Origin of the sequence: Pseudolactococcus raffinolactis NBRC 100932, from assembly GCF_001591765.1 — a bacterium.
In the GTDB taxonomy this organism is placed as follows: domain Bacteria; phylum Bacillota; class Bacilli; order Lactobacillales; family Streptococcaceae; genus Pseudolactococcus; species Pseudolactococcus raffinolactis.
Genome location: NZ_BCVN01000001.1, coordinates 173,753 through 194,735, shown reverse-complemented (window position 1 = coordinate 194,735; position 20,983 = coordinate 173,753). Strand labels below are relative to the sequence as shown.

Sequence of the window (20,983 nt, the reverse complement as noted above, 5' to 3'; positions counted from 1 at the left end):
AGTAGTTCAATTATTTTTCGTCATACCAAGAATAGTGGAAGATACCTGGTTTGTCTTTACGTTCATAAGTATGTGCACCAAAGTAATCACGTTGTGCTTGGATGAGATTAGCTGGCAAGTTTTCTGAACGATAGCTGTCAAAATAGGCAATCGCACTTGAGAAAGTTGGTACAGGAACACCTGCTTGAACCGCAAGTGCAACCACATCCCGCACAGCACTTTGATATTTAGCTGTGATGTCAATGAAGTACTCATCCAACAAAAGGTTAGCTAAATCTTCGTCCCGGCCATAAGCATCTGTGATTTTTTGCAAGAAACGAGCACGGATGATGCATCCCGCACGCCAAATGGCAGCAATCTCACCATATGGCAGGTCCCAGTTGTTCTCTTTAGAAGCCACACGCAACTGTGCAAAACCTTGGGCATAAGACATGATTTTTGAGAAGTAAAGCGCTTGACGAATTTTTTCGATCAATTCTGCTTTATCGCCTTCAAACTTAAAGTCTGGTGCTTTCAAGATTTTACTTGCTGCGACACGTTCTTCTTTGTAAGCCGAAATATAACGTGCAAAAACTGATTCTGTAATCAAAGGTAGTGGTACACCTGAATCAAGCGCTGATTGGCTTGTCCATTTACCAGTTCCCTTATTGCCAGCAGCATCCAAGATATAATCAACAACTGGGCCATCTTGACCTTGGTCATCTTGATGCGTCAAAATGTCTGTTGTGATTTCGATGAGGTAGCTGTCTAGCTCGCCTTTATTCCATTCTGCAAAAACTGATTGCATCTCAGTTGCACTGAGACCGAGTAATCTTTGCATGAGGTCATAAGACTCAGCGATGAGCTGCATATCACCATATTCGATGCCATTATGCACCATCTTCACATAGTGACCAGCTCCAGCAGGTCCAATGTAAGTCACACACGGTTTACCATCTTCAGGCGCTTTAGCTGAAATTTCTTCTAAAACGTCTTTGATAAGTTCGTAAGCTTCTTTTTGACCACCTGGCATGATCGATGGACCTTCTAGCGCCCCTTTTTCACCACCTGAAACACCTGTTCCGATAAAGTTAATCCCTGAATCAGCTAATTCAGCGTTACGACGTTCTGTATCTTTATAGAAGGTATTCCCGCCATCAATCAGAATGTCTCCCTTATCCAAATGCGGCAAGAGATTTTGAATCGTTGCGTCTGTTCCTGGTCCTGCTTGAACCATCAACATAATACGACGCGGTTTCTCAATCGAGTTAACAAATGACGCAATATCATAGCTCGGTACGAAATTTTTGTCTGGATGCGAAGCAATCACATCTTCCGTTTTTTCTTTTGAGCGATTGAAAATTGCGACTGTGTATCCACGTGACTCAATGTTGAGCGCTAGGTTGCGTCCCATCACTGCCATGCCGACCACACCAAAGTTTGCTTGTGTCATTGACCATTCTCCTATCGAATCTTACAAAATTTATACTTTATAATAATTAATTATAATATAATTTTAATATATATTCAAGCCTAAAAGTCTGAAATTCTAACATTTTAGTGCAAAAAAATTTTTTTGACAAACGTCTGATATATCCATTTTCAAAAAAGCCCTGAGAAATGGGGCAATCTTCGCATTTTTTAACAATCGACGCTTAATCAAATAAACCATCGAGTTGAGAAAAAGGTGATTTTTCCTCAACTTCCGACGCTGTTTTAACCTGTAATGCCGCATAATCATCTTCCGACAAAACTTGCCAAGCTGATCCAGAAGGTAGTTCATCTGATTGTTTTTCTTCATCCGTTAAAACACGCAAAGGAATTTCTAGTAAGATATTATCCGCCACTGATTCTGCCAAATCAATCAAGTCCTTATCTAGGATAAAGAGCATGTCTGCATCCAAATCAGCCTGATTGGCTTCAAAATACTCCGATGTTGCAAACAACTCTGACACTGTCAAAGTCATCGGTACTTCTACAGGTGCCAAACTCCGACTTGAGGGCATGGTCAGCGTATAATCTGCTGTAAAGTCCAAACTATAGATACCACCATCTGCATCTACACGACCATTAACCACGACTTCAGAAACATCTAAAATCTCAGGCTCTCGAGATGTCAACTCTTGCTTCAAATCAAAGGCTGTCTCAAACTCGACAGAATGTTTTTTATTTAGTTCTTGTAACGACCATTTCATCTTGTTATTCTCCTTGATATTATTGTATAATAATTAAAATAAGAATGATAGTAGTTAGCGCACGAAATTAGTGTTGAAAGTGGTGAAATATGTCAATCATTGAAATGACAAATGTCCATTTTGTCAGAAATCAGCAAGTTATCTTAAAAAATATTAACTGGACAGTTGAAAAAAATGAACATTGGGTCATTTTAGGTCTGAATGGCTCAGGTAAATCTAGCCTCTTAAAACTGATCATGGCAGAAAATTGGAAGACAAATGGTGAGTTGACTGTCCTTGGCACTCGATTTGGCGTTGATCGCATCCCTGAACTTCGTGCTAAGATTGGCATCGTGGGTTCTTTCATTGCCGAACGGTTTAGACCGGATATCGTGCCGAGAACCTCGTTCTGACTGGACGCTATAACGCATCTATGCTCTATCGCGCTTTTTCAGATACAGATTTAGACGAAGCGAGAGGCCTCATGCGCCAAATTGGCGCTGACCAATTGATTGGTCGCATCTATGGTACCTTATCTCAAGGTGAAAAACAGCTTCTGCTGATCGCTAGAAGCTTGATGATTAACCCTGAAATCTTGATTCTAGACGAAGCCACTAGCGGTCTAGACCTTTTTGCCAAGGAACGTCTGCTTGAAAAACTCCACAACATTACACAACTAGAGAATGGTCCGACCTTACTTTATATCACCCATCATCCTGATGAAATCACTTCTGATTTCAAAAAAGTCTTGCTTTTACGTGACGGCCAAGTCTTTAACCACGGCACACCACCCGAAATCTTGACCGAAGAAATCCTCAGTGATTTCTACCAAATGCCTGTTTTCGTCAACATCATCAATGATGCCTATTTTGTCCTACCAAAAAAATCCTGAGCATTTCAGGATTTTTTTAAAGGTCAATTAATATGCGCCAATAGTTCTGACCACAAGTAAGACTATTTTAAGCCATTACCAGCTGGCTTTTTTGACTCCCGGGATTTGGCCTAGATAGGCTAACTTGCGAAAGTTAATCCGACTCATCCCAAATTTACGCATGTAGGCATGCGGGCGACCATCCAGCAAGTCACGGTTCTTTAAGCGATTGGGGTTACTGTCGATGGGCAGTTGACGCAAGCCTTCTAAGTCTCCTGCTGATTTTAAAGCTTGACGGCGTTCAGCATATTGTGCAACGAGCGCTTGTTGTTTCTTGAATTTTGCGATTTTAGATTTTTTAGCCAAATTTTCTTCTCTTTCTACGTTTACGTTTGTAAATTAATTGTAGCAAAAGTTTTCCAAAACAGCAAAAAAGTGGCTCATCACCACTTTCTTCTATTCTTATTTGTTAAACGACTCAGTCAATTGAGGTACGACTTGTTTCTTGCGTGATACCGCACCTGCAAGGAAAGCATGGTTGTTTTTCAGTTCGAAGTCAAAGGCTGCTTCTACTTTGCCAATGTTTTGACCTAAAGCCAGGATTTCTGAGTTTGAATTCACGATATCAGTAATCATGAAAACAAAGTCAGAGTAGCCATTTGCTGCGATAGCTGCATTGATTGCTGCTTCGATTTCGTCTTGACGCTCCAGAACTTCAGCGATATCAACGGTGTTGACTTGCGCCACGCGAACAGCGTTGCCATTAAGCTCGAATGTTTTCGCATCGATGTCAATGAGTTCTGCTGCTGATTTAGTTGCTAAATTAGTACCGGCTTTAAGCAAGGCAAGACCGTAAGTTTCAAGGTCAACACCTGAGATCTCAGCTAATGCTTCAGCGACTTTAAAGTCAGTTGGGTGTGTCGTTGGTGATTTGAGAAGTAAAGTATCTGAAATCAAACCTGACAAGAGCAAGCCTGCTGTTGCTTTTGGCAACTCGCGACCTTCAGCTTTAAACTGACGGTAAACGATAGATGAGGCTGAACCAACAGGCTCCAAAGTCATGAACAATGGTGCTTCTGTTTCGAAGTTTGCCACACGGTGATGGTCAACAACACCCATGATTGTCACGTCGCGGATATCTGAGATAGATTGTTGGAATTCGTTGTGGTCAGTCAGGATAACTGTGTCAACACCTTCTGCTTTAGCAGATGTGACCACGCGTGGTGCTGTGACACCAAAGTAGTCCAAAGCAAAAGCTGTTTCTTCGTTGACCTCACCAAGGGCCACAACTTCTGCGTCAAGACCACGCAAGCGTGACAATTCAGCGAAAGCATAAGATGAACCGATGGCATCTGTATCAGGATTTTGGTGACCAAAAACTAAGATTTTAGACATGTTAAATATTCCTCTTGATTTCTTTTTCAAAATTTATTTTCAATGCTTATTATATCAAATTAATGGTTGATAATAAAGATTTAGGTGTTTTTTTGATAGATCATCTTAGCAAACTGCAGGGTCACAAGATAGCCAATGATAATGAATGGGAAGATCATCCAGTAAGTGATAGGTAGCAGGCTCAGGTCAAAGAAATGACCGATAGAGGTTAAGCTCAAGATACCACCTACGACGAAGACACCTGTCGTTGCAAACCAAACTGGGAAACTGGCATTGCTCTTGATAAAGGGGATTTTTATGTTCCGCAAGATATGCAAGGCCAATGTTTGCGTAATGAGACCCACGATAAACCAGCCACTTTGGAAGGCACCTTGGCTCGCAACAGTATTATAGTGGAAACCAAAATAAAGCAGGATAAAGGTAAGGACATCGAAGATAGAGCTGACTGGTCCAATCAAAAAAGTAAAGTGCAGTAAGTTTTTCATGTTCCAAGTGACAGGTTTTTCGATTTCTTCCTGATCGACATTGTCCCAAGGAATGGCCAGTTGGGCGATATCATAGATGAGATTTTGCACGAGAAGTTGCATTGAAAGCATTGGAAGGAAGGGGAGGAAGGCACTGGCAATCAAAATCGAAAAGACGTTACCAAAATTAGAGCTGAGGGTAATTTTGATGTACTTCATCATGTTAATGAAGACGCTACGGCCTTCTTGAACGCCGATTTCCAAGACCTGGAGGCTCTTTTCAAGTAGGATAATAGTGCTGGCGTCTTTTGTGATATCCGCTGCCGTATCGACTGAGATACCAACATCTGCCGTTCTCAAAGAAGGGGCGTCATTAATGCCATCTCCCATAAATCCAACGGTATGACCTTTTTTCTTAAGCAGGCTGATAACGCGCTCTTTTTGCATGGGGTTGAGTTTGGCAAAGAGATGCAGATTTTCTGCTTGCTCAGTCAGCTCAGTGTCGCTCATACCATCGATATCGCTACCCAAGAGGTAGTGTTCGGCATCAATGCCGACATCTGCACAGACTTTTTGGGCGACGATGGCATTGTCACCTGTCAGGACTTTAACCGTTACGCCGTGAGCATGGAGAGATGAGATAGCCGTAATGGCTGATTCTTTGGCTGGATCGAGGAAGCCGATAAACCCAAGAATGGTCAGATTGTTTTCATCTGAGATGCGAATTGTATCACTCTCAATCGTTTTTTGCGCCACAGTGATCACGCGCATGCCATCCTGATTCATCTTAATATTAACAGCCTTCATTTGCTCAATGAGTTCAGGCGTTAAGGCAACTTTTTCACCATTGACAAGGACTGAGGCACAAACCTCAGCCATTTCTTCAACGGCACCTTTGGTAATCATGACACGTTCATCAGCTAGTGACAGCGCGACAGATAGTCTCCGACGTGAAAAGTCGAAGGGAATTTCGTCAATCTTGCTGACAGTTTCAAAAGGTAGGGTCTTTTTCTTACTCGCAAAGTAATCTAGCACAGCGACATCCATGAGGTTACGCCAGCCGGTTTGGTACTTAGAGTTGAGGTAAGCGTAGTTGAGAACGTCTTCGTTTTCGTTACCGAAAGGATCGACATAGTGCATGAGGACGACACGGTCTTCAGTGATCGTCCCTGTTTTATCCGTACACAAGATGTCCATGGCACCCAGATTTTGGATGGCAGACAGTTTCTTGACGATCACTTTTTCCTTGGCGAGTTTTTGCGCGCCCTTGGCCAGATTTGAATTGACAATCATCGGCAGCATTTCAGGTGTCAAACCAACCGCCACGGCAATGGCGAAGAAAAAGGCATTATTGACATCATGCTTGGTAATGACGTTGAGAATGAAGACGATGGGAAATAAAATGGCGATCATCTTCAAGAGTAGGGCACTGACGCGTTTCAGACCAATTTCGAAGGCCGTTTCAGCTTTACTGCCTGTGGCACTCTTTGCGATGTCTCCGAAGAAGGTTTCTTTCCCAGTCTTCAAGATGAGAATGGTGCCTTGACCACTTAGGACATCTGTTCCCATGAAGAGGAGGTTAGGCAGGTCAACTGCTGGTTTATCGGCATTTTCGGCACGGTTTTCATCAGTTAAAGGGAGTTTTTCAACAGGGAGTGACTCACCTGTGAGTGAACTCTGGTTGATAAACAAGTCGTTGGAATCGAGCAGAACACCATCAGCTGGAATCATGTCACCAGTGTGGAGTTTGACGATATCACCTGGTACAACTTCATCCATGGGGATTTCTTGGCGCTCGCCATCACGGATGACAGCTGCTGTATTTTTAATCATCTCACGGAGATTGATACTGGTTTTTTGGCTGGTATATTCTTGGTAGAAACTGATCGAAACTGAACATAAAACCATCAGACTCATGACGATAACCGCCTCGATGTCATTCGTAACGAACGACACGATGGCGAGCAAGATCAAGACGATAACAAAGGGATCTTTGAGCGCATTGAGCCAGATTTTCCAAGCGGGCAACGGTTTTTGTGATGCCACGATATTCATGCCATAAGTATCCAGACGCGCCTCGGCATCTGCTGTGCCCAAACCATCTCGTGTTGTTTGGTAGTCGCCAAACAACTGTTGTGTTGCTTGAAGGGCGAGTTTTTGTAATTCAAACGCTTTTGTCTTTTTTTTCCATTTTCAGACCTCTTAATCCGGTTTATCTTGAGCAACACCTAGAAAACTAGATAAAATATGCAGACGCCAAAGCGTCTTTGCCTATTTCACTAAGTTTTTACGGTGCTTAACGCTCATGAATACCTTCTTCTTTCGTTGAACCATTGTATTCAATTAAGTTTCATAAACGGCTTTGATGGCAGGTGGCCTTGTTTGATCTGACTGTTTCGATTTGTCTAGCTGGCCAAGCTTAAACTGTCGAAATAATCAGGTCAAACAAAAAGGAATCCGCACACCAACAATAAGTTGGTGCACAAGATTCCTCGATCATTTATCTGCGCACATTAGCCTATCGTTGAACTTTAGCACTATACGGCGTAAGAAAATTTTCTAGCTACATTGAAATAAACCTTCACGATTTATTTTGTTTGACCAGCTTGGCGTCTCTCGACATTTCGCGGCAGTAGCATATTTCCAGTATAGGAGCCTCATCTAACAATGATTATATTTTTGTTATTTTTATTACAGATTTATTGTAGCGCAAAAGTTGTGGATTGTAAAGTGGGTTTTTACTTTTTTTGCAATCTCTATGAGTTTTTTAGCCTTTTGTCAAATTCTTCTTTGATTTCTTCCTGTTCCAAAATAGTCATTAAAGGGCTCATATCAAAGCCGAAATCTGACTGATAAAATTTGACAAACTGTATTAGTTGGTCATATAAATTATCATTTGGGGATTTTTTCTGTATCTGTTTCCACTCAGGATAGACTGCGGCATCCAGAAGATAATCCGCTTTTTCTACATCATCTAAAATACCTCTACACCCTAAATTAATTAAAAATATTCTGATGCCAAACAGCTCATCATCTTCCCAAAACTACAAATTTTGGTTGCCAACCCATATTGTAAAGTCACTTATTGCAGTGAATTCTACGTCTGAATATAATAGTTTCATCGTTTCACCTATTTAACACTACATCTTAAATTTTACTTTCTAATATCTTTTCAAACATCTTCCTATTTTGAGAATTATTAAGCAATTTCAATAGTAACGACATGTCAAATTCATATTCCGAATGGTAAAAATTAACAAACTGTATTAATTGATGATATAAATCATCATTCGAAAACTTTAGCTGAATATCTTTCCATTCTGGGTAAATTGCTGCATCTATTAATTCGTCAAAACCTTTTCCTTGAACTGTCACAATACCCACTAAGTCCAATATAAAAGTTGAAATTTCAAAATTATCCATTAACTCAATATAACTATCTTCAATCCACAAAACAAATTCACTTACTGCACTGAATTCTTTATCATTATAGAGATTAAACATTTAAAGTTCTCCTCCAAGGTAAGATATAAATCAATCTATTCAGTTTTGATAGAGTTCTCTACACTTAATTCAAGCTGACCTTCCTACCAACATTTTCTAAATATCCTAATACATTTTTTCCAAAATTCTCTAGCAAGCCTAACTCAGTTTGTATATATAAGGCACTTTCATTTTTGTTATCGTCATCAATCTGTACTAAAAAGACTTTCATCACAATATGACCACTACTGTCTATTGGAAAAATCGTAAATACACACTCACTAAGCTCGTTATCTAAAATATCTCCCCACTTTATCTCCTTACTTTTACTAGGTAAATGGAGAAAATCTGAAATCATTTTAGAGAATTCTACTAGCGAATCATTTTGAAGATAACAAGTCTTTTTAAATGAACCATACTTATTTTCGACAGAAATTTCAAGTTCAAACATAAATACATCTTCCCAAATTTTTTCAAAAGATAAATTGTCCATTACTTTCACCTCAAATGTATTTCAAAAAACTTTACGATAATCATTATAATTTTGCTAATGTTGTATTGGCAATTTCTCGTAACTGCCTTTCATCAATGTCCATTGCTCCTTTTACATGTTCATTTATAAAATCATTATCTACAAGATCTTCAACAGCATAGAATAGCACATTAAGCAATTCGTAGGAAAAGGCAGCACCTTATTAGTTCTTTTCAAAAATAAAATTATTTTTTATAATCGTCAGAAGTCATCCCTTATACATCTGTCACTTTCTCATCCCCATAACAGCAACTCACGCAAATAGTCTTGCTTGTCTATCTCAAAATCCAGCGCCTCAGTCGCATAGGCTTGCATTGTCCCATAGTACTCGCTTATGTTAGCAAAAGCATGATTGAGGTAAATCTCATCAACCGACAGTAACCTATCTAAAGCTAAAAGTTGCTCATCACTCATGCCTTGTGCTGCGGCGGCAGTTTTCATCTTTTGATTTCCCGCTTGCCTTTGGGTGTTTGTCAGCAGATAATCATGCAGAATATCAGCTTTGCGAACGCCTAAAAGGCTCAGGACAAGCGCTGCGCCAACGCCTGTGCGATCTTTTCCAGCAAAACAGTGGAAGAGTACCGCACCATTTTCTTGCGCGATAATCTGATTTAGAAAATTGGCATAGCCTTTTTGACTGGTTTTGTCCATGACCAGTTCACCATAAACATGCTGCATTGCCTGGTCAACTTCTGCAGTCGTCGGATTTTTCAGTAAATCTTCTAGGCTGGCTGTGCCTGATTTGATATCTTTCATCAGATCAATATTCAGATAAGCCACACCCGATAAGGTATCAACTGGTTTTTCAACAACTTCTTTTTGAGATCTGAAATCTATGATTTTCTTGAGTTGGTAATTGTTTACTAATATATTTTTGTCTGCTTCAGCCAATCCAACAGGTTGGGCTGATCTTAAAACCTTGCCAGATACTACTTTTTTCCCCTCTCGGTTTTGATAGCCACCCAAATCTCTAAAATTCACTAGGTTTTCCATCACTGATACCATCACTTTCTTTATTCATTCATCTATTTATTATAACAAAATCATTTAATATTCGTGTGATTACAAAAACATTAGCTCAGACAAGTGTCCAAACTAATGTTTTCGATTTTTATCTTAAGCCACGCTTTCAAACTGTGAATTGTACAAATCAGCATAGAAGCCACCTTGTGCAAGCAAGGCTTCGTGGTTGCCACTTTCGATGATATCGCCGTCTTTCATGACGAGAATCAAGTCAGCATTTTTGATGGTAGACAGTCTGTGGGCAATGACAAAACTTGTCCGACCTTCCATGAGTTTATCCATGGCTTTTTGGATCAATTCTTCAGTCCGCGTATCTACTGATGATGTCGCTTCATCAAGAATCAACATTGGTGCATTTTTCAAGAGCGCACGGGCAATGGTTAAGAGCTGACGTTCACCAACTGATAATTCATCAGCGTCTTTCAAGACTGAGTCATAGCCATTTGGTAAGGTATTGATAAAATGATCGACACCAACTGCCTTAGCAGCAGCAACAACCTGTTCATCCGTGATATCACATTGATTATAGATCAAGTTTTCTTTCACTGTCCCTTCAAACAACCACGTGTCTTGTAAGACCATTGAAAACTGATCGTGGACCGCTTCACGCGTCACCTCTTTAATCGGTGTCCCATCAATGATGATTTGACCAGAATCAATATCGTAGAAACGCATGAGCAAGTTGACCATGGTTGATTTACCAGCGCCCGTAGGCCCAACGATGGCAATCTTCTGACCAGGTTCAGCTTTGGCTGAGAAGTCATTGATGATGACACGATCAGCGTTATAGCCGAAATGAACGTTTTTAAATTCAACAGCCCCTTTAGGGTTGACCAATGTCGTTGCCTTACCCGTTTCGTCTTCTAATTCAGGTTCCGCAAGGAATGTGAAAATCCGCTCAGAAGCTGCGCCTGCTGATTGCATTGAGGTCACCGCTTGGGCGATTTGTGTCAAGGGTTGAGTGAACAAACGAATATAAATCATGAAGGCTACGATCACGCCAAACTCGATTTTACCATCGATGGCTAAAATCGCCCCAACCAAACAGACAGCGCCGTAACCAAAGTTACCGATGAATTGCATGAGTGGCATCATCAAGCCTGACAGAAATTGAGATTTCCAAACTGAGTTATAAAGGCGTTCATTGATTTCATCGAACTCATCTTGTTTAGACTTGTCCGCATTGGACACTCTCACGATATTATGACCCGTGTAAACTTCTTCCACAAAACCATTAACCTCGCCGAGGCCGTTTTGTTGGGCGTTAAAGAATCTTTGTGACTTAGTCATGATGAGCATCATTAAGCCAAAGCCGATCGCCGTTGTGGCAATAGCAGTCAGACTCATTTCAACGTTGGTTTTAAACATCATGATGATCGTGCCAAAGAAGAGCGTCAAGGCTGAAACCAAACTCCCAACGGATTGGTTAAGGGCTTGGCTGATCGCATCCACGTCATTTGTCACGCGCGACAAAGTATCGCCATAAGGATGACTATCAAAGTAGCGCAAAGGTAATTTGTTAATTTTCGTCGAAATATCTTGACGTAGTTTCTTAGATGTCCGTTGGGTTACAGTCGCCATGATGAAACCTTGGGTGTAACTCAAAAGCGCTGAACCCAAGTAGAAGGCAATCAAAGTCACACCAATCGCCGTAATGGCTTTCATATCAATGTCGCCATGACCTGGCATGCCTTTGGGGATGAAGCTGGCTCTCAAACCAGCCATGATTTTATTAGTAATTTCAGATAGGCGATCAGGACCGATAATGGTCAGATAAGCACCACCACAGGCAGCGATGGCTGCGACAAGAATCGCCGGATACCAAGGTTTGACATATTTCGCTAAGTCGCCCAAGGCTTTTTTGACGTCTTTGGGTTTTTCACCTCCGCGACCTAAGCCACGACCTGGTCCAAAGCCACCGCCATTAGATTTTTTAGGTGTATTTTTTGTTGTCGGCATTAGGCTAATTCCTCCTTAGACAGTTGTGAATAGGCGATTTCTTGATAGACTTCATTGCTAGCCATCAACTCATCATGTGTCCCACGACCCACGACTTTCCCTTTATCCAAAACAATAATTTGATCGGCATCGATAATCGTGCCAATCCGTTGGGCAACAATCAGTTTCGTCGTTTCTGCTGTTTCACGTTTCAAGGTATCGCGTAAGACACGGTCAGTCTTATAGTCCAAAGCTGAAAAACTGTCATCAAAGACGAGAATTTCAGGCTTGCGGGCAATGGCACGAGCAATCGCTAGCCGTTGCTTTTGACCACCGGACAGGTTAAGACCACCCTGAGATACTTCAGCGTTTAAGCCTTCAGGGTTTTTCAGTATAAATTCTTCAGCTTGGGCGATCCGTGCAGCTGCCATTAAGTCTTCATCACTCATGTCACCATGAGCATTAGTCCCAAAGGCCAAGTTTGACCGAATCGTTCCGTTAAACATCACTGGTTTTTGCGGGATGAAACCCATTTTATCGTGCAAGGCTTCTTCTGTATATTCCTTAACATTGACGCCATCAACCAAGACTTGACCGGCTGTCACATCATAGTAACGCGGGATGAGGTTGATTAATGTTGATTTACCAGAACCGGTTGAGCCGATGAAGGCAACCGTTTCGCCTTTATTGGCCTTGAAAGAAACACCTTCAAGAACGTGTTCAGAGGCATCAGCGTATTGGAAATAGACGTTCTTAAACTCGACAGTCCCAACTTCTTTAGCTGCTGAACCATCTTTTGTCCCGTTTTTAATGCTTGAGGCGGTATCGATGACTTCATTAATCCGACCAGCAGAGACATTGGCACGCGGGAACATGATGAAAATCATGGTCAACATCATAAAGGCCATCACAACTTGCATTCCATAAGACGTGAACACGACCATGTCTGAAAAGAGATTGATCCGAGGTGAATTAGCAGGTGTCCCAACGCTTGCAGCTTTAATAATGGTCGCACCAATCAAGTAAACGGCAACTGACAGGCCAGATGACACAAGAGACATCATGGGCATCATGAAGGCCATTGCGCGTTGAATGAAGAGGTTGGTTGACGTAATATCGTCGTTGGCTTTTTCAAATTTATCAGTTTGATATTTTTGAGCGTTATAAGCACGGACCACACGAATCCCAGTCAGGTTTTCACGGGTCACGGAATTTAGTTTATCCGTTAATTTTTGGATAATCTTGAAGCGTGGCATGGCAAGCGTCACGATAATACTGATCATGACGAGAAGGAAGAGAACAGCAGCACCTAAAGCAGTCGTCCATTCCCATGATTTGTTGGCAATTTTCATGATAGCCCAAACGGCAGTAATCGGTGCTTTGATACTGAGTTGTAGCCCCATAGCCACGATCATTTGGACTTGAGTAATGTCGTTGGTCGAACGGGTAATCAGGCTGGCAGTTGAAAACTGGTTGATTTCAGCCATTGAATACTCTGAGACTTGATGGTAGACATCATGACGCAGCGTCCGTGATAAGCCAGCGGCTACCTTGGCAGCAAAGAAGCCGACAATGACTGCGGCGACGAGTGAGCCAAAGGCACAGAGGACCATCCAGCGACCTTCATCAAAGATTTGCGACACGGTTGTGCCTTTTTCTTGGATTAATTTGGTCACTTTGCTCATGTAATCCGGTAATTTAAGGTCTAAATACACCTGGATGACAATGAAAATCAAGCTGATACCGACGTATCTGAGCTCTTTTCCAGTGATTTTTTTTAAGATTTTAAGCATGTTTACTTCCTTTATGTTATTGAAATGACGATTTTGAGTGTGAACAAACGATTAATCTCATATTAAGTCATCACTGCTCACGTAAATTGTGTTTAATTTTTTGAATCGTTGTGATGAATTGAACAATCTCTTCATCTGATAAACCATCACGCAGAAGCGTTTCAAATTCTTGCTTTTTCGCCATCATCCCAGCTTGTAGTTTGAAAGCTTTGTCCGTTAGGATGATCTTCTTTAGTCTGGCATCATAGGCAACAGGTTCGCGTCTGATGAGCTCTGCCTGCTCCATTTTCTTGATAAAATTAGTGGCCGTAGGTCTGCGCATCACAAATTCTTTTTCTAGATCTCTTTGAAAGACGTCTTCATCTTGATGCTTAATCAAATAATCGATGACCCAGACCTGTAGACCGCGGGTTTCATCTGGACAGTCAGGCTTTTCCTTGTTGGGCTTAGCTTTATTTTTGGCCAGGTGACGCAACAGCGAGATGTTCAGCTCTCGTAGTTCTGCCCCGATATTCTCTTTTTTCATTTGACCTCTTCCTTATATTGTTAGCTGCATAACTATTAGTTCGATAACAATTATACTGCTAACATTTTCGTTTGTCAAACATAATGCAACAACTCAAAAAACGTTTGAAAACCCTTGTTAATTCAAGCATTTCAAACGTTTTTTCTGAGTTTAGAAATCAGTCATCTCTACAAATGAAGCACGGATGATTTCAGCCACATCTTCATTATCAAGTGAGACATAGGCATTTTGAGTTAGATGACCGTGGCGCACAGCTTGGGCGCTCATCTCTGGGACCAGCTCATCGGTCGTGATGCCGACTTCTGGCAAGGTCATGGGGATGCCTAGGGATTTGAGGAAGTCATGAGTCGCTTTGACAGCTTGGTGGGCGACGGTGTCATCTTCGCCTTCGAGATGCCAGACGTTGCGGCCATATTGGGCGAATTTCGCAACTGTCGTTGCATCGTGTTCTAGACAATAGGACATCCAACGTGGCGTTAGGATGGCCAAACCAATGCCGTGGGTAATATCATAGTAGGCGGATAATTCGTGCTCGATGGGATGGCAGGTCCAGCCACCTGCACGTCCGTTTCCTGGGATACCGTTTAAAGCGAGGGTTGAGGCCCAGAGGATGTTAGCTCTGGCGCTGTAGTCATCTGGCGTTTGAATCGCAGTTGGTGCATGTTGGATGACAGCTTTCATCAAGCCTTCGGCGATGTTGTCTTGAACGGTCACGCCGGCTGTTCGGTTAAAATACTGCTCAAAGAGGTGACTTAGAATATCAGCAGCACCTGCGGCTGTCTGACTGGCAGGCACCGTAAAGGTATTGGTTGGATCTAAGAAAGAGACTTTTGGTAACAACTCCCAGCCACTTGTGCCTAGCTTTTCATTGCGTTCTGGGTTTGAAATGACAGCATTGCGGTTCATTTCTGTGCCTGTCGCTGCAAGGGTCAAGATATCAACGATTGGGGTAGCTTTGCCTATCTTGCTACTGTCTTCGACAAGATCCCAAGCGTCACCATCATAGTAGACACCACCCGCAATGACTTTAGCGGCATCCACAACAGAACCGCCACCGACTGCTAAAATGACATCTAAGGCATGCTCACGGATGAGTTTTACCCCTTCACGAACTGAGCCAATCTTTGGATTAGGTTCAATGCCTGTCAATTCAACGATTTGAAAGCCATTGCTTTCAAGAAGGTTGACAACCTTATCATAGAGTCCAAAACGTTTGATTGAGCCACCACCATAGGCTAGTAAGACTCGTTTCCCATAGGAGGCTAGAACTTCTGGTAATTCATTTAAACGGTCTTTACCGAAACGGATATCCGTTGGGACGTACATTCTGAAATTGTTCATGGTTTGGTACTCCTTTTATGTTTCTTAATGATTAATTAAGTCTCAAAAGACTTAAATCAGATAGGTTTATTATACACTTTTTCAAACAAAAGTATATCGTTTTTAAAATGCACGCTTCATCTCTCGCTTACTATTTCATTTTCTGAATTTGTCGGATTTTCAATCCATTGGTCAAAAAGTGAGAGCTACCCGGAGATAGCCCTCACTTCTTGTAAAATAATTTGGTAGGAGTTGAAGAAACAATACGTTGGTTTATCTTAATCCTGGCGCAAAGATCTCTTTTACATCAGTGTCTGGTAGTTCTTCATATTTGAATTCATCAAAATCAGCAGGTGTGCGATAGCCAGCATAATCTACTGCTGCTAGACCTACAAAGGCACCTGTGAAGAAACCACCCATGGTTTGATTGACATAATCATCTGAAAGAATGGCTGCATCCAAAACGACAGGGATTTCAAGGTACGTTTGACCATCAAAGGAATACTCATAAGTATAGCTTTGTTTGCGTACTTTTGTCCGGAACCAAACATAGTCTGTTCCTTCTGGAATCTTGATGGCATCATCTTTAAGAAATGAGGTATAGTTGCCCCGATTATTCTGCGCAACTTCAATGACGGCACCATTGATTTCATTCCAAGTGATGAAAATCCATGAATAATGTTTATCATTATAATAGTTGGTCAAACCAGCCATAGCTTGATAACTTGTTGGTTTGAATCTAACTTTCGTTTCAGCGTTGAAGTTAAAGACTTGCCAGCGTCTTGCCACCAATGACAGGTCAAAGAAATTCTCAAGAGAGCCTTGACCATAGAGACGAAGATGACCAGGTACTTCATCATTGATGTTTCCCATTTTGGCATCAAACGGCACACGTAAGGTATTGAAGTTAATATCCAATTTTGAGCCATCAAATGTGTTGTATTGATTGTGATTTTCAGGTGCTGCTGTAAAAATCGCATCTTTGGGTGCGTCAACTTCCGTCGTGCCACCATGACCACCCACGATATGAGGCCATCCTGCTTCATCCCACTCGACTTTTTGGATAGACGTTTCACGTCCTAAAGTACACCAACCACGTGGATCTGTGATGCTTTCATTTGGATGATTCCAAGGTCGCCCGCATAAGGAAGCATAGTACCATTCACCTGAAGGCGTGTCCACTAAGCCACCATGACCTTGTTTTTGGATATAGTTAAAAGGTGTGTCAAAGTTTGTCAGAAAAACTTCACCAGGTTGCGTTTCGAATGATAAAGCGTCCAAAGTTTTCGAACGCGCGACCACTTCTTCATGTGTATAAACAGTCCCACCTTGTGCCGCAAAAATGTAGTAATAGCCATTCATTTTATAAATATGCGGACCTTCGACTAACTTAACAGCCGTCCCACGATAAACTGTGCGAGCTGTTTCGGGTAAGAGTCGCTCAGCCTCGGCATCATATTCTGTCAAGGTTAAACCATCAAAGGCGTGTTTATACTCACGATGGTCCCAAGTTTGTTGGATGAGATATTTACGACCATCATCGTCATGAAATAGTGAAGCATCAAAGCCAACCCCATTGAGCTTAATCGGAGCAGACCATGGTCCTGTGATCTCAGTTGCTGTGGTCAAGTAATTGGTCATATCTTTAAATGAGCCATCTGTAATCTTAGTATCGGTGTAAACAAGCCAAAATCGGCCGTCAGCATAGGACAAATCAGGCGCCCAGATCCCACCAGATGCTGGATTACCACGCATATCAAGCAATTCAACAGTTGACAATGGATGTGCTACCAAATTCCAGTGTACTAAATCTTTTGATGCATGAATCCGGACACCTGGGAACCATTCAAATGTTGATGTCGCAATATAATAAGTATCGTCAACGCGAATGATTGACGGATCTGAGTTAAATCCTGGTAAGACAGGGTTTTGAATCTTCATTTTCTATCTCCTCTTTTTGCGATTTCACTTAGCGAAATCTTAAAACTTGACCTACGCTAGCGCTTCGTCCAAGCAGGGTCATTCGCAATCTTTGTCCGCTCAAAGTCTTATGAGTTATTTTTTATTTTGTTAAATCACGTCGTGTTCAGCATTTTGAAACAATATCGAATCCTACAGATGTTGTCATACTCGCAACTGCTACCACTTAAAATTTCTATCCTTTGATACCACCTGCTGTAACGCCACGAATAATATATTTAGATAGAATGAAATACATAATGAGCAATGGTGCGATACTCAGCGAGATACCAAGATACATACTACCAAACTCTGTCCGGTACATATCCGTTTTCAAGAGTTGAATGAGCATCGGCAAAGTATACTTATCTGTGTCATTGATCAAAATCAAGGGCATCAGGAAATTATTCCACGAGCTTACAAAAGCAAAAATAGACATCGTGGCCATCGCTGGCGTCATAAGTGGCAAAATAATCCGGTGGAAAATCTTAATTTCTCCCGCACCATCAAGTCGAGCTGAATCCGGTAAATCTGGATGATAAATTGTTTCCAAGTATTGCTTGAAGAAGAAAATCGTCGCAGGACTTGCAATCGCAGGTAAAATCAATGGAATATAATTATTGAGCAAATTCATTTTACTCACAAATTGATAAAAACCAATCATGCTGATTTGCGTTGGAATCATCACCAGACCTAATATACCGGCGTATAAAATTTTGCGTCCCTTAAACTTATAAGCCACTAAGCCGTAAGCCGCCATGGCTGAGAAGTAGATACTCAGGACAGTTGAACATGCTGAAATGATAAAACTATTTTTGAATCCACCAAAGATATCAAATTGTTTTTCCATGAGAACGTTCCAGTTATAACCTAAGTTTGAACCTGGAAAAATAGACAACCCTTGCTGGATTTGTTCAGCTGAGCGTGTCGCATTGACGAGTACAACCCAGAACGGAAAGATACTCATCAAAGTTAAGATTGCCATAAACACATAGATTAAGATGCGTTTATATTTATCTGCTTTATCCATCGTTTATTTCCCCCCTTTCTTGCTTGACCCACTGAAAAGGCGGAAAAGTACTGTACTTAATACAATAGAAATAATGAGTAAAAGTACAGATGCCGTTGCAGCAACGTTAAAGTTACGAGCGCCTGTGAAGGCTTGTTTATAAATGTACATCGCCATTGTCAAGGTACTATTATTTGGATTACCATTGGTCAAAAGGAACGGGATATCAAACATTTGAAGGCCACCAATTAAAGAAGTGACTAAAGTATAAAGAACAATCGGTTTCAAGAGAGGCAGTGTAATCAATCTAAAGACTTGATTATCATTTGCCCCGTCCACTATCGCGGCTTCAAACAGTGATTCGTCAATACTCATAATCCCTGCAACCAAGACAATGGTTGTTTGACCATACCACATCCAAAATTGGATGAAAGAAACAATTGCCCGTGTCCCCCATTCACTTCTTAAGAAAGCAATTGGTTTACTCACAATATGCGCATTTTGGAGCAAGAGATTCATAGGCCCTAAAGGATAGCTAAACAAGGCGTAGAACAAGACGGCAACTGATGCAGCTGTGATAATATTGGGTAAATAAAAGATAATTTTGAAAAATCCTGTTCCTCTTAAACGCAGTTTAACATTCGTAAACCACGCTGATAAGAGCAAGGCTAACCCAATTTGAGGTATAAAATTAATCACCCATAGAATGAAGGTATTGGATACCGATTTACGAAACATATCATTATTAAAGATCGACAGATAGTTTTTAAAGCCGACCATATTTGAGGTCGTTTCAAAACCATGTAAATCAGTAAAGCTGAGAAATACCGTATAAAGGATCGGATAAAGTTGAAAAACTAGAAAGGCAAGAAAGAATGGCAATAGAAAGACATAGCCAAAATTGTTATAGCTCTCTAAAGATCTCTTCTTTCCGAAAGGTAATTTTGAAAGAAAATTTTGCATAACTTGACTCCTTTTTTAAGATGTTGAAGCGATGACTTAATGGCTAAGAGAGTTAGAGAACCACAAAGTGCTAAGTTAGTTTGAAAACACCGAGTTACCGTAATTAACTTATTTTTCTGTGCTCAGCGTCAAACCTCTTCTACTTATCGCTTCAAAGATTAGAACGGTCTTTCAACCGTTCCTTCTTTGTATTAAATTTTTATATCTGGATAAGCGTTGGCAACAGCATCTTTAAAGTCTTGAATCGCTTTTTTCTTATCTTTTTCACCTTTAGAGTAAGGGATCAAGCAGTTATCAATATATAAAGTTTCGATTGTTTGGTCATATTTTGTTAAAATTTTGGCATTGATATTTTCAGCCATAGTTGCAAATGCCGCATAATGATTTTGACCACCTAGGAATTTTTCTTCATAGGTATCTTTGATTTCGTTGACAACTTTTTGGCTTGAAACGAAATCACCTTTGTCTTCTGTCCATTTTTTCAAGAAAGTTGGATCTGTTGTGATATATTTAATCAAATCAGCAGCTTCTTCTTTTTTGGTAGATTTTTCAGTAATACCTGCCCATGTACCGCCCCAGAACCATGAAGTTGGCCCTTGGATCATGCGCCAGTCTCCTTCTGTTGTCACTTTTTTATCTGCTGATGTCGCATTAGGTTTCAACCAATAAGAAAGACCCCAAGTTGGCAAACTGTAGCCAAATACTTTGTTTTCATTCATACCAGCAAACCAAGCTTCAGATTGCCCTTCCGTATCTTGTGTCAATTTTTGACTGACAAAATCTTTAGAGATGTCCATCAGTTGATCAAGACTTGAATCAAGGACTAATTTATCATTTTCAACCCAACCATGTTTCCGAACACCAAAGAATGGTTTGTACAAATCCTGGATAGAAGATAACATGTAGCCTGTACCACCACTTTTATCTTTAACAGTTTCTGCCGCTTTCAGAAAATCTGCATAGTTTGACACTTGACTTTGAACACCTGCAACATCACCTGTTCCTAGCCATTTCTCAGCAAGTGACGCACGGTAGAAGAAACCACCAGGCGCTGCTTGCCAAGCGAGCGCACGTAATTTACCATCTTCAGACGTCCCAACTTCTTTAACATAGGAATAGGTGTCGTTACTTGCTTCTTTAATCCCATCCATGCTACCTAAATCAGCCATTTGACCAGAATCAACATATTTTTTAACAAAAGCAGATTCAAGCGCAATCACGTCTGGTGCCTTATCAGTGTTGATGACTGGGTCAAGTTTCGTTTCATATTGATCAGATGGAATCGAAACCACTTTAATCTTGTAGCCCAAATCCTTATGTGTTGGCAGATAATAATCATTGACAATTTCTTTTAACTCATCTGTAAAAGTCCAGACTGTTAAAGTCTTCTCTCCGCTATCCGATTTAGACGCATCTTTTTTCCCACATGCCGTAAATACAGCCAAAGTCGCTGCTGCCAATAAGCCAACTGTGACAACTTTCTTCAATTTCATCATAAGATCCTTTCAATCCCTAAAAAGAAAACGCTTTCCTTTTGTTTTTTTAATTTACTGA

15 protein-coding genes, 2 pseudogenes and 1 riboswitch are annotated in these 20,983 nt (G+C 41.0%); of the genes and pseudogenes, 1 reads left to right on the top strand and 16 read right to left on the bottom strand.

Annotation, left to right across the window (positions count from 1 at the left end; translation table 11 throughout):
* Positions 1-10 precede the first annotated feature (10 nt).
* Together gnd and LRA01S_RS00895 are read right to left on the bottom strand one after the other, a co-directional pair.
* The gene (gene gnd / locus LRA01S_RS00900; RefSeq protein ID WP_061773770.1) at positions 11-1,432 is read right to left on the bottom strand and encodes an NADP-dependent phosphogluconate dehydrogenase; all 1,422 of its coding nucleotides are present in this window, start codon (positions 1,430-1,432) and stop codon (positions 11-13) included.
* Between the two features lie 202 nt (positions 1,433-1,634).
* Positions 1,635-2,174 carry a YceD family protein gene (locus tag LRA01S_RS00895; RefSeq protein ID WP_061773769.1) on the bottom strand — a complete coding sequence of 180 codons (540 nt, stop codon included), beginning with the start codon at positions 2,172-2,174 and terminating at the stop codon, positions 1,635-1,637.
* 89 nt (positions 2,175-2,263) lie between these two features.
* Here LRA01S_RS00895 and LRA01S_RS00890 point away from each other — a divergent pair.
* Positions 2,264-3,045, top strand: a pseudogene (locus LRA01S_RS00890) (ABC transporter ATP-binding protein).
* A gap of 75 nt (positions 3,046-3,120) precedes the next feature.
* Here LRA01S_RS00890 and rpsN read toward each other — a convergent pair.
* The 14 genes and pseudogenes from rpsN to LRA01S_RS00820 form a co-directional block, all read right to left on the bottom strand.
* Complete coding sequence (gene rpsN, locus LRA01S_RS00885) at positions 3,121-3,390, bottom strand: 30S ribosomal protein S14 (protein WP_061773768.1); 270 nt, start codon at positions 3,388-3,390, stop codon at positions 3,121-3,123.
* 96 nt (positions 3,391-3,486) lie between these two features.
* The gene (locus LRA01S_RS00880; RefSeq protein WP_061773767.1) at positions 3,487-4,419 is read right to left on the bottom strand and encodes a manganese-dependent inorganic pyrophosphatase; all 933 of its coding nucleotides are present in this window, start codon (positions 4,417-4,419) and stop codon (positions 3,487-3,489) included.
* An 80-nt stretch (positions 4,420-4,499) separates the two neighbouring features.
* A pseudogene (gene mgtA, locus LRA01S_RS00875) lies at positions 4,500-7,070 on the bottom strand (magnesium-translocating P-type ATPase); the annotation flags it as partial.
* Positions 7,071-7,392: 322 nt separating this feature from the next.
* Positions 7,393-7,559, bottom strand: a riboswitch (M-box (ykoK) riboswitch).
* 471 nt (positions 7,560-8,030) lie between these two features.
* Entirely contained in the window at positions 8,031-8,387 is a 357-nt protein-coding gene (locus tag LRA01S_RS00870) for a hypothetical protein (protein WP_061773765.1), read from the bottom strand.
* Positions 8,388-8,451: 64 nt separating this feature from the next.
* Positions 8,452-8,859, bottom strand: a complete 408-nt coding sequence (locus LRA01S_RS00865; RefSeq protein WP_061773764.1) for a hypothetical protein — start codon at positions 8,857-8,859, stop codon at positions 8,452-8,454.
* Positions 8,860-9,132: 273 nt separating this feature from the next.
* The gene (locus LRA01S_RS00860; RefSeq protein ID WP_169855979.1) at positions 9,133-9,891 is read right to left on the bottom strand and encodes a tyrosine-protein phosphatase; all 759 of its coding nucleotides are present in this window, start codon (positions 9,889-9,891) and stop codon (positions 9,133-9,135) included.
* Positions 9,892-10,014: 123 nt separating this feature from the next.
* On the bottom strand, positions 10,015-11,880 hold the full coding sequence (locus tag LRA01S_RS00855; RefSeq protein WP_061773762.1) for an ABC transporter ATP-binding protein: 1,866 nt from the start codon (positions 11,878-11,880) through the stop codon (positions 10,015-10,017).
* Positions 11,880-13,652 carry an ABC transporter ATP-binding protein gene (locus LRA01S_RS00850; protein WP_061773761.1) on the bottom strand — a complete coding sequence of 591 codons (1,773 nt, stop codon included), beginning with the start codon at positions 13,650-13,652 and terminating at the stop codon, positions 11,880-11,882. Before LRA01S_RS00850 ends, LRA01S_RS00855 begins: the two co-directional genes overlap by 1 nt.
* A 70-nt stretch (positions 13,653-13,722) precedes the next feature.
* A complete protein-coding gene (locus LRA01S_RS00845) occupies positions 13,723-14,178 on the bottom strand; it encodes a MarR family winged helix-turn-helix transcriptional regulator (RefSeq protein ID WP_061773760.1) in 456 nt (151 codons plus the stop codon).
* Positions 14,179-14,328: 150 nt separating this feature from the next.
* Positions 14,329-15,519 (bottom strand): iron-containing alcohol dehydrogenase, encoded by a 1,191-nt coding sequence (locus LRA01S_RS00840; RefSeq protein WP_061773759.1) that lies wholly within the window; start codon positions 15,517-15,519, stop codon positions 14,329-14,331.
* A 252-nt stretch (positions 15,520-15,771) separates the two neighbouring features.
* Complete coding sequence (locus tag LRA01S_RS00835; RefSeq protein ID WP_061773758.1) at positions 15,772-17,439, bottom strand: glycoside hydrolase family 43 protein; 1,668 nt, start codon at positions 17,437-17,439, stop codon at positions 15,772-15,774.
* A 214-nt stretch (positions 17,440-17,653) separates the two neighbouring features.
* Positions 17,654-18,487: a carbohydrate ABC transporter permease gene (locus LRA01S_RS00830; protein ID WP_061773757.1), complete on the bottom strand. Its 834-nt coding sequence runs from the start codon at positions 18,485-18,487 to the stop codon at positions 17,654-17,656.
* A gap of 3 nt (positions 18,488-18,490) precedes the next feature.
* A complete protein-coding gene (locus LRA01S_RS00825) occupies positions 18,491-19,429 on the bottom strand; it encodes a carbohydrate ABC transporter permease (protein WP_061773756.1) in 939 nt (312 codons plus the stop codon).
* 191 nt (positions 19,430-19,620) lie between these two features.
* Positions 19,621-20,922: an ABC transporter substrate-binding protein gene (locus tag LRA01S_RS00820; protein WP_061773755.1), complete on the bottom strand. Its 1,302-nt coding sequence runs from the start codon at positions 20,920-20,922 to the stop codon at positions 19,621-19,623.
* Positions 20,923-20,983 lie beyond the last annotated feature (61 nt).